Source organism: Neobacillus dielmonensis, from assembly GCF_000612665.1.
Lineage (GTDB): Bacteria > Bacillota > Bacilli > Bacillales > Cytobacillaceae > Neobacillus > Neobacillus dielmonensis.
In genome coordinates this window covers 157,085-170,940 of the sequence record NZ_HG942048.1, presented here as the reverse complement: position 1 = coordinate 170,940, position 13,856 = coordinate 157,085, and the positions used below count along the sequence as shown (strand labels likewise).

Genomic DNA, 13,856 nt, shown 5'->3' with positions numbered 1-13,856 from the left:
TAATTGTTTCACAAAGTTTATTTTTACATAAGGGAGACAATCGTATGGCGTATAGTAAACCTGATAAAATTATGGAACTCACGGCCGATTATGGAACAAAGAAGGCCAATTATCCTACATTAAGGACATTAATCTTAGGGTTTGAAGCAGGTGCCTTTATTGCATTGGGCTATTTGCTGTTTATCCGTGTGACGGCAACACTGACAGGTGATTTTCAAGGACTTAGCAGTTTAATAGGAGCATCTGTGTTTCCAATCGGGCTTGTTTTAACATTGCTGGCAGGGGGAGAACTCTTAACTGGCAACATGATGGCAGTCTCGATGGCCAAACTGGCTAAAAAAGTCACATTAAAGCAAGTTGCATGGAACTGGTTCCTGGTGACTGTCAGCAACTTTGTTGGTGCTGTCTTTGTAGCCTATGTTTTTGGACATTTGGTTGGATTAACGGAAGCAGAACCGTTTTTAACTAAAACTATTGATGTGGCGCAGCATAAACTAGACGCGTCGTTTTTGCAAGCAATTCTTTCTGGGATTGGCTGTAACTGGCTGGTAGCATCGGCTGTATGGCTTTCCTATGGGGCAGAAGATATGTCCGGTAAAATCCTTGGCATTTGGTTGCCAACCATGACATTCGTTGCCGTAGGTTTCCAGCACGTTGTAGCCAACATGTTTGTGATTCCAGCAGCCATTTTTGCAGGCCAATTCACTTGGGCAGAATATCTTGGAAACTTCGTACCCGTCTTCTTGGGAAACGCTATAGGCGGAGTCCTATTCATCTCAATGGCCTATTTCCACGCGTACAAAAAGACCGAAGCGCCACTTAACGCACCACGGGCCGTCAAACCAATCGCCAAAACCGGGAGCAGATAAAAGGGTGGGGCCTGTCCCCCACTGCTGTACTGCGTTAAAGAGATGGGGGACAGGCCCCAATAGAATGACGAACGCATCAAAAATGCCAGAAGTTTGGGTTCTGGCGTTTTTCTATTTCTATTTGCCATTAGAATAGTTTATTTTTTCCAGTGCATTCTAAAATAAGACAAGGTTTTTAGGAGGTCTGGAAATTGGTCACTTTGGATGATATTATGGCCGCCCAAGAAAAGCTGAAGGGAGTAGTCCATACCATGCCGCTGGATTTTTCTCAAACATTCAGCGACCTTTCCCATCATAATCAAGTGTATCTAAAACTGGAAAACTTACAAAAGACGGGGTCATTTAAAGTAAGAGGCTCCTATAATAAGCTTACTTCCTTATCAAAAGAAGAACTGGCGAAAGGAGTAATCGCCGCTTCCGCCGGCAATCACGCCCAGGGTGTCGCCTATTCTAGCTCAATGCTGGGAATTCCTTGTACAATTGTGATGCCAAAAGGGGCGCCGCTTAGCAAAATATCAGCTACTAGACAATATGGTGCTGAGGTAGTATTAGAGGGAAATGTGTTTGATGATGCCTTAGCCCATGCACTACAACTGAAGGAAGAAATGGGGGCAACCTTTGTGCATGCCTTTGATGACGAAGCGATTATCGCTGGTCAAGGTACGGTCGGGTTGGAAATCTTAGAACAGCTTCCGGATGTAGAAGCAATTTTGTGCCCTGTAGGCGGTGGTGGACTGATTGCTGGAGTTGCCATGGCTGTGAAAGAGACAAACCCGAATATTCATGTGTATGGGGTCCAAACTCTTGCCTGCCCAAGCATGAAGCAGTCATTGCTGGAAAACAAACCGGTCATGGTCGACTCTACTCCAACGATGGCAGACGGAATCGCTGTCAAGAAGCCTGGTGAACATCCTTTTGAGATAGTAAAGAAATATGTCGATGATATATTTTGTGTTGATGAAATGGAGATTGCCAGGACGATGCTATTATTGCTGGAACGGAATAAACTTTTGGTTGAAGGTTCCGGTGCCGTTTCTTTAGCTTCATTGCTGTATCAAAAGGTCAATTTTAAGGAAAAGAAAGTGGCTGCTGTGATAAGCGGCGGTAATGTGGATGTCAGTTTTATTTCACGAATTATTGAACGCGGTATGGTGGAGTCAGGCCGGTATGCTAATTTTTCCATGATTTTAAAAGACAAGCCAGGCGAATTGCAGCGAGTGCTGAGTGCGATCACTGAACTGGATGCAAATATATTATCAGTCGATCTGCAGCATGCCGGAGAGGATATTTATCCAGGCTATGCCCAACTAGAGCTTTCACTTGAGACTAAAAATCAAGATCACATTCAGACAGTATGTAATGTGCTTAAGAACAAAGGGTATGCGGTCAAAGATAATTTTTAGTTTGCAAAAACACCCCTGGACCATATTATAAGGTCCAGGGGGTTTAGTTGTTAGAAATTTAATAAATGGCGGACGGCATAAGCAAAGCCATTTTCATCGTTGGTTTTGGTGATAATATCCGCTTCTTGTTGGATATGGAATGGGGCATTTCCCATTGCAACAGAAGTGGTGGCCACTTTGAATTGTTCCAGGTCATTTCCACCGTCACCGAATGCGAAGATTTCATCAAATTTGGTTTCAGTCAATTGCTGATAACGCAGCAATGCTGCCCCTTTATTAGCCTCAATGGAAGTAAATTCAACATTGTTAAGATGGGAGGAAGCCATAGATACTTCCAATTTCCCCTTAACGGCTTGTTGGGCCTGATCGAGTTTTTCCATTTCATCTGCACGTGATACCGCCATGATTTTGTATATCTTGAGATGATCTTTCTTAAGTATTTCGCTGTAATCATACTCCCGGAAAATCGCATCAATTTCTTCAACACTTTTATCTTGCAGTTCTGGATTCCTACATGGAAAACCGCCTTGATTGGTGTAGACCATAATCCATAATCCTAGCTCTTGTAAAATTGGCATCAGAATCTGATAGTATGAAACTGGAAGTGAGGCTTCATACAGAATTTCCCCAGCATGAGAATACAGTACCGTTCCATTGATGCTAATAATAGGCAGCTGCAGTGTTTTAATAGCTTCGAATTTAACCACATCTTCAACCGCCCGGCCAGTGTTAACAATGACGGTATGCCCTTGTTCCCTCAGCTCCTGCAGCGCCTTAAAATTTTCATCGGAAATTTCATGCCCAGAGTTCAATAACGTCCCATCTAAATCAATAGAAAAACATTTCATTATTAGATTCCTTCCTTTTCATGATAATCAACACTATACCAAAATACCCCCCCAAAAAAAATAAAAGCCTCCAAGAGTCGTTCCATTATTAATAAAAGGAGAAACTTGGTAAGATAAAAAAGAGAAGCGCCCCCGTTACTTTACCGCGTTAAATGGGCGGGGGACAGGCCCCCGGTACTGCACTGTGTTAAAGTACCGCTGGGCAAATTCAATACAAGGAGTTGGATTTGATGAGTCACAGAACAAGGATTGGTAGAACGGATTTGCTGGTGAATCCGATTGGATTGGGCACGAATGCTGTTGGTGGCCATAATTTATTCCCCAATTTAGATGAGGATGCGGGGAGGGATTTGGTTAGGGCTGGTATTGCGAATGGAATCAATTTTTTAGATACGGCGTTTATTTATGGTCCTAAGCGCTCAGAAGAAATTATTGGCGAAGTGGTAAGGGAAGCGGGCAACCGTTCTGAAATTGTGATTGCCACAAAAGCTGCCCATAAAATCGTAGGCAACGAGACCTTGATGGACAATTCTCCTGCCTTTCTACAGCAATCAGTAGAAGATGCACTGAAACGTCTGCAAACAGATTACATAGATTTGTTTTATATTCATTTTCCAGATCAGGATACTCCAAAAGATGAGGCAGTCGGAGCATTAAAACAATTGAAAGATGAAGGAAAAATCCGGGCCATTGGTGTATCCAATTTTTCCATCGAACAGTTAAAAGAAGCCAACAAGGACGGCTATGTCGATGTCTATCAAGGTGGCTATAACCTGCTAAGCCGCGAGGCCGAAAAGGAATTGTTCCCATACGTGGCAGAGCACCAAATTTCATTTATTCCTTATTTTCCGCTTGCATCCGGATTACTTACTGGCAAATATAGCAAAGATACCGAGTTAAGTGAAAAGATGCGTAAACGACCGCATTTCAAGGAAGGCGTCTATGAAGAGAACTTGGTCAAGATCGAGAAAGTCCGTGAGATTGCTGTTGCAAAAGGGGCAGAGGTTGCCCATGTGGTGCTTGCTTGGTATTTAACACGTGATGTCATCGATGTTATTATACCTGGAGCTAAACGGGCTGAGCAGGTACTGCAAAACCTCAAAACACTTGAAGTTCAGTTAACAAACGAGGAAATAAACGAAATTGACCAGATTTTTAAAGGCTAAGATAGCCCGTACACTCTAAGCACTATGGCTGACATAGTGCTTTTTTTCGTAGAAAAAATAAAATAGGGAAAATTTGTATTTTATTTTGTGTTGTGACATAAATCACCTTAAAATAAGAGAATAAAGAGGTGATGAGATGATCGATAAGTTATTTTATAAGACATTGTTGAAAACAACCTTTTCAGATCCTGTCCAGATTACTTTCTGGGACGGTGAAACCGTACAGTATGGTAACGAGGAACCCCGTTTCAAGCTCAAGTTTCATGATGTCCCGTCAAAATCATTGCTCATTCAAGACCCCTCCATGGCCTTTGGTGAAGCCTATATGGATGGAGTCATCGAAGTGGAAGGCAATTTAAAGGAAATTGTCACCTCCATTTACCGTAGTAGTGAAGGCTTTTTAGGTCAGGGCCAGCTAGCAGTACAATTGATGAAAAAACTAACGAATTCCACCAAGCGCAGCAAGGAAAATATTTCTTTCCACTATGATATCGGCAATGATTTTTACAAGCTATGGCTGGATGAAACCATGACGTATTCATGCGCGTATTTTAAAACTCCAGATGATTCGTTAAAAACGGCCCAGCAAAATAAAGTGGCTCATATATTAAAAAAATTGAACCTAAAAGAAGGGCAGAAACTTCTGGATATTGGCTGCGGTTGGGGAGAATTGATTATTACAGCCGCAAAACGTTACGGAGCTAGAGCAACAGGAATTACGCTGTCGGATGAACAGTTTGCACGAGTGCAGGAGCGGATTAAAGAAGAGCAATTATCCCATTTGGTAGATGTGCAACTAATCGACTATCGGGAATTAAAAAAGCAAAAATTTGATCGGATTGTCAGTGTCGGAATGCTCGAGCATGTTGGCAAAGAGCATTTACCAGAGTATTTTAAAGCGGTAAACGGATTGCTGGAAGAGGGCGGCCTATCGGTACTTCACTCGATCACTTCTCCACGGGAAGGTGCGACGAATTCTTGGATTGAAAAGTACATTTTCCCCGGTGGCTACATACCTTCCGTAAGTGAACTAGTGAGCCAGATTGCCGAAAATCAGTTTTACTTAATAGATTATGAAAGCTTGCGTAGACATTATGCCAAGACATTAGATAATTGGGCAGCTAACTTTGAAGCTGCTCTTGACCAGGTCAGAAAATCGAAAGACGAACGGTTTATCCGGATGTGGAGATTATACTTAAATGCCTGTTCTGCTTCATTCCAAACAGGAAACATTGACCTGAGTCAATTTATCTTTACAAAAGGGATCAATGATTCCATACCTTGGACACGAGAGTATATGTATTAAACAAAAGGCCATTTTCGATTGGTGAAAATGGCCTTTTGTTTGGTGAATTCTGAATTGACTGATTAGCGGAAACTTATTAAAATAGACCTATTGCTCGGAAAAATTTGGGTAAAGGGGGATTTGTGTGGGTGCAATACCAACGAATCAAGCTGCGGAAAAGGTCACCTATATTAAACTATTTAAAAGCTCCAAATATTTCACCGCGCTTTTATTCGGAGAGATTTTTTCATTATTAGGCAGTTCCATAACAAATGTTGTTCTCCCTATCGTTGTTCTTCAATTGTCGAACTCCACTGCTATGATGGGAACGGTCATGGCGATTTATATGGCTCCTTTTGTCATACTTCTGCCGTTTTCAGGTGTTTTGACTGATAAAATGAACAAGGTTAGGATTATGTTTATTGTCGATGTCGTCCGGTTTATCCTCATGCTGATGTTAGCCATCTTTGCTTTTTTGAATCAGTTAAATATGATGGTTCTATTTATTTTTATGTTTTTTATGGGCACCATGGATAGCTTTTTCCAGCCGGCCTATTCTGGAGTGAGGGCAAAGATATTTACGCCAGATATTCGCAATGCGGCCAATTCATTGACGCAAGTCAGTGTTCAGGCTTTACGAATATTTGGCCCGATTATCGGCGGTGTGATTATATCTGCTTTTACAGCTGGATGGGGCTTTGGCATCAACGCTGCAACCTATCTCATATCGTTATATTTTATTTTTCGTTTACGGACATTACCTTTCCAGAATGATAAGTTGCCATTAAAAAATAAACTTTCTATTAAACGTGACTTCTTGGAAGGGATTGAAGTCCTAAAACAAGAGTCCTGGCTTTGGATCACGATCCTGGCATTCTCCTTAATTAACATTTTCTCTGGAGGAATTATCAGAATTATCATTCCTTGGCTGATTAACAGTTTTTATAAGTTGGATCCATCTGTTTACGGTTTGGTTCTTGGTGCTTCAGGGGCAGGTGCCATTTGTACCGGAATCATTTTTGGCTTAAGGTCTACATGGAGAAAAAGGGGCCTGCTGGCCTATCTGGGAGTAACGGTAAGTGGTGTTGCTCTGTTGCTAATGGGATTTTCCTCCAGTGTTCCGATGCTTGCATTCTGTATGTTTATGGAAGGAGCTGGCATTATGCTGTTTGGCCTCATCTGGGAAACAAGTTTGCAAGAATTAGTCCCGGAAGAAAAGTTCGGACGGGTAGCCAGTTTAGATATGCTCGGGTCTTTTGCGCTCCTGCCGGTGGGCTATTTAATCACGGGATGGCTTGCGGAGGGCATAGGAGAGATTCTCACTCTCATTGTGTTTAGTGTAACTATTATTCTTATAGCGGTCTTGTCAATGATTAGTAAAGGGATTAGGAATTTTGATTAATAGATTAAAAGAATAAAAGTGATATCTCTAAACTATTAAACTAATTGCAAGGTGCTAGCACGTTGATATTAGTTTAATACACTTAGAAAAAAGAACCGGGTCCATTTTGACGGTTCTTTGCATTCCTATTTTTTAAAATGATTGCACCCATTGGTCACAATAATGCCCCCTTAATCGTCTTGCTTTTTAGAAGATGATGAAGGAGTGGATTGGATGTTTCAAAAGCGAAGAATAATCGTTGTTGGCGGCGGTTATGCCGGTATTCATGTAATCAAGCATTTGCGAAAAGAGTCTAATCATGATTTGGAAATCATATTGGTTGACAAGAATGATTTTCATTTTAAAAAGGTAAAGCTTTTTAAAACGATTGTGGAGGAAAAACAAGATCGTCTTATGGTGCCCCTTACAGAATATTGTGGCTCAGGGGTTCAATTTGTTCAAGGAGAATTGAGTGCAATTGACCGCGCAAATAAAAAAGTTGAATTGAGAGACCCATTGGGCGGATACCGAGAATTACTTTATGACAACTTGGTCCTTGCGTTAGGGAGTGTTGCAAAAAAACAGGAAGACGGCATTGGCGGGAGATCGCTTTCTGATTTAGTGAGTGCAATGACAATCAGAAAAGAACTTCTGGAGAAGATACATTCCGGCAAGTCAGGGCTGCGGATTGCAATAGTCGGGGGAGGCATTACCGGGGTAGAGACGGCAGCAGAGTTGGTAGTGTGGCTAAAAAACGAGGCAATCTCAGCAGGGATGATGCCTTCACATGTTGAAGTCTTGTTGATTAATAAGCAAAAAGGATTGCTCCCGGATGCTCCGAAAAAAGCAAGTGAACTACTGGAGCACAAATTGAAAATTAAGGGTGTTCAATCGATTCACCAAGCTGGCGTGGAAAAATTTCAAGATGGAATCATACATTTATGTGATGGTTCCCAACTAATGGCAGACTACTGCATTTGGACAATCGGCATGTCTCCAAATCCAAGTCTTAAACTGCTGGGACTTCCTTTACAGGAAAACGGCCAAATCAAAACGGATTCGTGGTACCGCGTGGACAATACCAAACATCTATATTCTATAGGTGATTGTGCCCATATAATTGACACCTTGTCTGGAAAGGCAGCGGCAATGAGCTGCAAAGAAGCCATTATTCAAGCAAAGCGACTGGCTAAAATAATTCTGGCAGATTTACAGGGAGTAGAAGCAGAAGCCCATAAATCAATTCCTCAGGCGTATTGTATCGGACTTGGTCCAAAGGATGCCGTTACTTGGGCGCAAAAATGGGGATTGAATTTTGTCCTCACGGGGAAACTGGCAGCTAAAATTCGTGAATATACATGGGAATATGCTAGTCAGTAGCAGGGAGGTAAAAAGGGAATGGGGTTAGCTGAGCTCTATCATGAATACAGGCCGTTGTTATTTTCCATCGCATACCGGATGCTCGGGACTATTTCTGATGCGGAGGATATCGTTCAAGATGTATTCTTGCGCGTAGAGGAAAAAGATATGACAGACGTTGTAAATCAAAAAGCCTATCTTTGCAAAATGGTTACCAACTCCTGTCTTGACCTGCTTAAATCGGCACGAAAGCAACGTGAGGTATACACGGGGCCATGGCTTCCGGAACCAATCGTCCTCTTGGACAATGACCCGTATACGCAAGCATTAAAAGATGAAATGATAACATTCGCCGTACTGTTGCTTTTGGAAAAACTGACACCGATTGAAAGAGCTATCTTTATCTTAAGAGAAGTGTTCGAGTACGATTATCAAACGATTGCCGAGATTGTTGAACGGCAGGAACCGGCATGCAGAAAGATTTTCAGCCGTGTAAAAAAGAAATTTCCGTTCAACAATGAGGCTGAAATAAAGAACCGAAAACAAGGACAGGAAGCGATTGTCAGTCAATTTCTTTCAGCCATTTTTGAAGGAAATCTGCAGCAACTAGAAACTTTATTAGCTTCGGATGTTACGCTTTATTCAGATGGCGGTGGTAAAGTGCTTGCAGCACTCAAGCCGATCTCTACCAAGAAAAATGTCCTGCGGTTTATCCAATATTTATACGGGCAGGTATATCAAGACGACCAGTCATCGCAAATCCAAATCGCCAACATCAATGGGCAGCCAGGCATCATTGCAGCGACACCCGACAACAACAAAACCGTCATCAGCTTTCACGCAGCAAACAACCAAATCCAAGAAATCTACATCGTAAGAAATCCAGATAAATTGAAACATATCCAAATGGGGGACACCCCACCGCACTGATGCTTTACCATAGCGGGGGCCTGTCCCCCGCCGCTTTACCGCGGTAGATTAGTGGGGGACAGGCCCCAAAAAGAGGTGTATTTATGAGTTTTGATCAACAATATGTGTGGTATGCGAGTTTTGGGTCGAATATGAATCGAGATCGGTTTTTGTGTTATATAAGAGGAGGCAGCCCAGCGGGTTCTACTAGGGTGGAGGTTGGCTGCAGGGATGCTTCGCTTCCTGTTGCTGAATCATTTTTTACGATTCCCTATCCGTTATACTTTGCTAAGGAGGCTGCGGGCTGGCAGTCGATGGGAGTTGCGTTTATCGGATTAAATCAAAATCCTGTGAATCCTACAATTAGTAAGAAATATTTGATTACAGCGGAACAATTTGTGGATGTGGTGAAACAAGAAAATAACGGAATCGACTTTCACCTTGATTTATCTGAAGTAAAGAAAGCAGGTTCTAAGGTTTTTCGCCATTCTTGGTATGGAAATCTAGTATATTTGGGAGAAGAACAAGGTTATCCTATTTTCACCTTCACAGCCCCTTGGGACATAACGGAAACATACACAAGGAAGCCTTCAACAGCCTACTTATCAACCATCGTTAACGGGGCAAAAGAACATTATACGGATGAAGATATTTTTACTTATTTTATAAATAAGCCCGGAATTAAAGGAGAATATTCCACCGAAGAGTTGTTTGATATTATATCCAACAAGGGAGACTCACCATGTTAAATGAAGCTATAAAAGCATCAGCACTGATGAAAAAAGCTAAGCAGTCTGTTTATCCTACCTTTGTATACTCTGTCCTTGATCAATACATTCCTGGGAAAATTTATCTCACTAAATCAGAAACATCTGCCATAATGGGAACAGGCTCAGGCATTTACGCTGTTATTGGGGACGTGCGAGATCAGGATGGTGAAAGATTATTAGCGGGACTTTTTCAGTCTAGACAGGCTGCAAAAAAGAGGTTTACTTTATTTTCACCATCACAAGAATGGGATCTAAAGATTGACGAGCTACTTGAAAATGACCTAACACAATATAAACGGCATTCCTTTATTTTTAATCCAAATAATTATAGACGCCTAGTAAAAGTCGATCATAGTCAAAGCTTTTCTGTTCATAAGTATGACAGTGAACTTATCTCCAAAAGCCACGAGTTTAATCAAGCCTATATAAAGGAATATTGGGGTTCTACCACAAACTTTTTGAAGAATGGTTTTGGTTTTTGTTTGTTAGAGGATGGCCAAATAGCATGCGAATGTCTAACCATCTTTACTTCTTCAAAATTTGCTGAGATAGATATAGTTACACAGGAGCCGTACCGCGGCAGAGGATTAGCACTGACTGCAGCACAATTATTTATTGATTACTGCCTTAAAAAAAATATCGCCCCCATCTGGAATTGTGATGTTAACAATTTGCCTTCTATTAAACTAGCAGAAAAGTTGGGCTTCGAACATCCTAGCACTTATTCGATCTTCGTCAAGAGGCAGGAAGATATGGGAGATATGCAATGATTATATGGATAAACGGTCCTTTTGGTGCTGGCAAAAGAAGGACCGCCTTTGAGCTTCAACTTCATTTGTCTATGATCCTGAAAATCTAGGTACATTTCTATCAAGAAACGTCCCAGCGACTGTAAAACAAGATAACTTTCAAGATTATACATTGATCAAAGACATTGAGGAAAAATATGATGGTACACTAATCATTCCAATGACCATTGTGAATCCAAATTACTTCAAAGAAATTATTGGTTTATTAACGACAAGAAGGGGTGGAGGTACACCAGTATACTTTAATGTCCGGAAAAGAAGTGCTGCTCCAAAGACTTAAAAGGAGGGGCGACGGGCCAAAGTCATGGGCGGCTCAAAAAAATGACAGGTGTTTAGAAGGATTATCGAACGAGCAATTTTAATACCACATCAACGCTGACAGAATGATCATTGAGGCAACAGCAGAAAAAATCGCTTCTATGTCGAAGCTCTACCTTTCTCCTGACCAGACTGGAAGAATTACAAAAAAAACTTTATCGGATAAAAGACTCAAATCAAACTAACAAAGCTGTTTTCTTAAATATTTTTTCAGATTATTCCCAACCTTTTAAGCTGGTATCCTCGATATTCTAGCTTTTTTTTATTAGCTTTATGGTAAAATGGGTCTATAAAGGGACCGGGGGAAACGGAATGAACAAGCAATATTTCTATCAATTTTTAGAACCCATTTCAAAGGAACTGGCGCTCGTTGCAAAGGAACTGGAAAATAGTATTTTCACCAGTCCGCGCACGATGCTGACCCATGCTCGGGTGTTTGTTGAAAACATTCTGCAGCTGGTCATAAAGGCAGAACAGCTGCCCATTGAACCACGGACTAACTTAAAAGAAAGACTTGATATGCTGAATGAAAAAGGCTACTTAATACCTGAGATCAGGGAAGTGCTCCACTTTGTAAGGCAAACCGGCAACCAGGCGGCACATGATGCCCGCAGATTCAGGTATTCGGAAGCGTTATTATGCTGGGAAGCCTTGTATACCATTGTCAAATGGTATGTAGAAGTATACGGGCCTGTTGATGTAACCGTTCCCGATTATCAGGAACCATTGTTTCACACAGAACAATCTTTTGATATGACCGAGCTTGAAATAAGGCTTAATACCTTAGAGGAACTTCTCCGGAATCCATCTGTCCCTCTAATGGGAGATGCTGTACCGAAGGAAATAGCGGCTGCTGTTGATCTGGTTGATGATATACAAGATATTCCTGGGTTTACCACCATTCGGACTATAGCCTATAAGGAACGCAAGCTTGAGGTGCCTTACTTTCTACGTGATGCCTTTCTTTTGCCGCAGCGATTTCAAAAATCCGAGACCTATCTAATCCGATTGGGAGCAGAGCAACAGGCGCGAATCATGAGTGAGCTGCCCAATAATTTGGACGGGTTGCACAAACACATCAAACGGTTCAGTGAGAAAAATGACGAAATCTTTTTTGAAGAATTAGGGTTGTTTATCGAGGAAGAAAAAGCCCGAAGACAGCTTATTCACGAACGTCCTGGTGAATTATTCTTCTTTTATAAAGCTGACCGTATTGTTGTGACTGAGGAACTTGCAAACGTTGGACTCACTTCCGAGGAATTCACAGGGATACCAAGCCTGCTTAGGCAGTTAAACGGCGATGGTAAAGTAATTGTAGGTCATCTGCCGCAGGAATTAGTGGTTCTCGCAAAATATGAAAATGTAGGAGTCGGAACGGTAGAAAAACTGTTTGAGCAATTGAAAAAGAAAGCAGACGCTAAAATTTCAACTGCCAGTCTAACGGATGTTTCGAAAGAAAGCCGCAGCTACAAGAAGTGGGAATCTTTATTTGTAAGAGTCAAATTAGGAGAAAGCAAAACGGTCATACGTGGTGATAGTGTGCCTTCGCTTTGGAAAGAAGGATTAAAATGGATTGAAGGACACCAGCTTCCGCTATATCCTCTTGTAAAAGAAGGGATTGTACTCGGTTCCACTGACAATGGAAAAAGGTACGCCATCGCATTAAAACCGATTCACAAGGACCGACGCCCGTTTGCTCAAAAGCATACCTATGAATCTAAGATAACAGGGAAGACCTATTATCTAGAAACGAAAATTAATCCAAAATCAGGTCTCGAAACACTTGGAAAATTATTGACGCGTTTAGGAGTAGAAGTAAAAATTCCTTTGCTCGAGGATACCGAATAAAGCTGAGGGAAAGCCGTTTTTTAACAGAGAGAACGGCTTTCCCTATTTTTGTACATATAATCCATTCTGATTCATACATTTAAACTATCAAGGCAATGCTTTGACATGTTTTAAATTGGACAAGATGTCAAAATGACACTTGAAAGGTAAAGGAGAAATAGGTATGGAACTCCTGAACGATATCATAACCAGTTATGGGACCATTTTTTCCTTAGAGGAATTTCAACACGCCTTCTTTAATCCAGCGAGTTGGGGAGTCATTGGGATTCTAATTGTTCTTGAAGGCTTCCTGTCTGCCGATAACGCATTGGTTCTAGCGGTGATGGTAAAGCATTTGCCAAAAAAACAGAGAAAAAAAGCACTGTTTTATGGAATTTTTGGGGCTTATTTCTTCCGTGTTTTGGCGATTGGCCTAGGTGTTACCTTAATCAATATACCCTGGATTAAAATTATTGGCGGACACTATCTGCTTTGGATTGTACTGCAAAACTTCGTGAAGAAGGATAATGGAGAAGAAGAAGTGCAATCGAAAGCAAAGGGCTTTTGGGGCACAGTTTTGACAGTGGAATTAATGGATATTGCATTTAGTTTGGACAGCATTATAGCTGCGTTTGGCGTGTCTGACCAGGAGTGGATCTTGCTTTTGGGAGGGGTATTGGGGATTTTAATGATGCGGGGTGTGGCACAATTATTTTTGGCGCTGATTGAAAAAGTTCCAGAATTTGAAACGACCGCTTTTCTCCTAGTGGCCATCATCGGAATTAGAATGATTGTTTCTGCCTTTGGTTTCCATATGGATGAGGTAGTTTTCTTTAGCTTAATTACGATTACGTTCTTCGCCACTTTTATCGTCCATTATATTGGGAAAATAAAAACTCGATAAAGAAAAAA

At 41.4% G+C, this 13,856-nt stretch carries 13 protein-coding genes; 12 read left to right on the top strand and 1 reads right to left on the bottom strand.

From position 1 onward, the window contains the following. Positions 1-44 precede the first annotated feature (44 nt). Positions 45-869: a formate/nitrite transporter family protein gene (locus BN2425_RS07550; RefSeq protein WP_042457089.1), complete on the top strand. Its 825-nt coding sequence runs from the start codon at positions 45-47 to the stop codon at positions 867-869. Positions 870-1,060: 191 nt separating this feature from the next. Further along, complete coding sequence (ilvA, locus tag BN2425_RS07545; protein ID WP_042457087.1) at positions 1,061-2,272, top strand: threonine ammonia-lyase; 1,212 nt, start codon at positions 1,061-1,063, stop codon at positions 2,270-2,272. Between the two features lie 50 nt (positions 2,273-2,322). Here ilvA and BN2425_RS07540 read toward each other — a convergent pair whose 3' ends face one another. Beyond that, positions 2,323-3,120: a Cof-type HAD-IIB family hydrolase gene (locus BN2425_RS07540; protein WP_042457084.1), complete on the bottom strand. Its 798-nt coding sequence runs from the start codon at positions 3,118-3,120 to the stop codon at positions 2,323-2,325. Between the two features lie 230 nt (positions 3,121-3,350). Here BN2425_RS07540 and BN2425_RS07535 point away from each other — a divergent pair, with 230 nt between their 5' ends. The 10 genes from BN2425_RS07535 (at position 3,351) to BN2425_RS07490 (ending at position 13,848) form a co-directional block, all read left to right on the top strand. Then, positions 3,351-4,286, top strand: a complete 936-nt coding sequence (locus BN2425_RS07535) for an aldo/keto reductase (protein ID WP_042457080.1) — start codon at positions 3,351-3,353, stop codon at positions 4,284-4,286. A 136-nt stretch (positions 4,287-4,422) separates the two neighbouring features. Continuing rightward, positions 4,423-5,592, top strand: a complete 1,170-nt coding sequence (locus BN2425_RS07530; RefSeq protein WP_042457077.1) for an SAM-dependent methyltransferase — start codon at positions 4,423-4,425, stop codon at positions 5,590-5,592. A 124-nt stretch (positions 5,593-5,716) separates the two neighbouring features. Beyond that, complete coding sequence (locus BN2425_RS07525) at positions 5,717-6,973, top strand: MFS transporter (RefSeq protein ID WP_042457074.1); 1,257 nt, start codon at positions 5,717-5,719, stop codon at positions 6,971-6,973. A gap of 213 nt (positions 6,974-7,186) precedes the next feature. Continuing rightward, a complete protein-coding gene (locus tag BN2425_RS07520) occupies positions 7,187-8,332 on the top strand; it encodes an NAD(P)/FAD-dependent oxidoreductase (RefSeq protein WP_042457071.1) in 1,146 nt (381 codons plus the stop codon). An 18-nt stretch (positions 8,333-8,350) separates the two neighbouring features. Further along, on the top strand, positions 8,351-9,241 hold the full coding sequence (locus tag BN2425_RS07515) for an RNA polymerase sigma-70 factor (protein ID WP_042457068.1): 891 nt from the start codon (positions 8,351-8,353) through the stop codon (positions 9,239-9,241). Between the two features lie 83 nt (positions 9,242-9,324). Continuing rightward, a complete protein-coding gene (locus tag BN2425_RS07510; RefSeq protein ID WP_042457065.1) occupies positions 9,325-9,969 on the top strand; it encodes a hypothetical protein in 645 nt (214 codons plus the stop codon). Beyond that, complete coding sequence (locus BN2425_RS07505) at positions 9,963-10,760, top strand: GNAT family N-acetyltransferase (protein ID WP_042457062.1); 798 nt, start codon at positions 9,963-9,965, stop codon at positions 10,758-10,760. Before BN2425_RS07510 ends, BN2425_RS07505 begins: the two co-directional genes overlap by 7 nt. Before the next feature lie 151 nt (positions 10,761-10,911). Continuing rightward, complete coding sequence (locus BN2425_RS22960; protein WP_235714582.1) at positions 10,912-11,079, top strand: hypothetical protein; 168 nt, start codon at positions 10,912-10,914, stop codon at positions 11,077-11,079. Between the two features lie 350 nt (positions 11,080-11,429). Then, a complete protein-coding gene (locus tag BN2425_RS07495) occupies positions 11,430-12,965 on the top strand; it encodes a DUF4145 domain-containing protein (RefSeq protein ID WP_074433021.1) in 1,536 nt (511 codons plus the stop codon). A 163-nt stretch (positions 12,966-13,128) separates the two neighbouring features. Continuing rightward, positions 13,129-13,848 (top strand): TerC family protein, encoded by a 720-nt coding sequence (locus BN2425_RS07490; RefSeq protein WP_042457060.1) that lies wholly within the window; start codon positions 13,129-13,131, stop codon positions 13,846-13,848. The last annotated feature ends 8 nt before the right edge of the window (positions 13,849-13,856 follow it).

Bases quoted from the DNA above. Each gene is read 5' to 3' on its own strand.
- BN2425_RS07550 (WP_042457089.1), top strand. From the start codon at position 45: ATGGCGTATAGTAAACCTGATAAAATTATGGAACTCACGGCCGATTAT.
- BN2425_RS07540 (WP_042457084.1), bottom strand. From the start codon at position 3,120: ATGAAATGTTTTTCTATTGATTTAGATGGGACGTTATTGAACTCTGGG.
- BN2425_RS07535 (WP_042457080.1), top strand. From the start codon at position 3,351: ATGAGTCACAGAACAAGGATTGGTAGAACGGATTTGCTGGTGAATCCG.
- BN2425_RS07530 (WP_042457077.1), top strand. From the start codon at position 4,423: ATGATCGATAAGTTATTTTATAAGACATTGTTGAAAACAACCTTTTCA.
- BN2425_RS07520 (WP_042457071.1), top strand. From the start codon at position 7,187: ATGTTTCAAAAGCGAAGAATAATCGTTGTTGGCGGCGGTTATGCCGGT.
- BN2425_RS07515 (WP_042457068.1), top strand. From the start codon at position 8,351: ATGGGGTTAGCTGAGCTCTATCATGAATACAGGCCGTTGTTATTTTCC.
- BN2425_RS07510 (WP_042457065.1), top strand. From the start codon at position 9,325: ATGAGTTTTGATCAACAATATGTGTGGTATGCGAGTTTTGGGTCGAAT.
- BN2425_RS07505 (WP_042457062.1), top strand. From the start codon at position 9,963: ATGTTAAATGAAGCTATAAAAGCATCAGCACTGATGAAAAAAGCTAAG.
- BN2425_RS07495 (WP_074433021.1), top strand. From the start codon at position 11,430: ATGAACAAGCAATATTTCTATCAATTTTTAGAACCCATTTCAAAGGAA.
- BN2425_RS07490 (WP_042457060.1), top strand. From the start codon at position 13,129: ATGGAACTCCTGAACGATATCATAACCAGTTATGGGACCATTTTTTCC.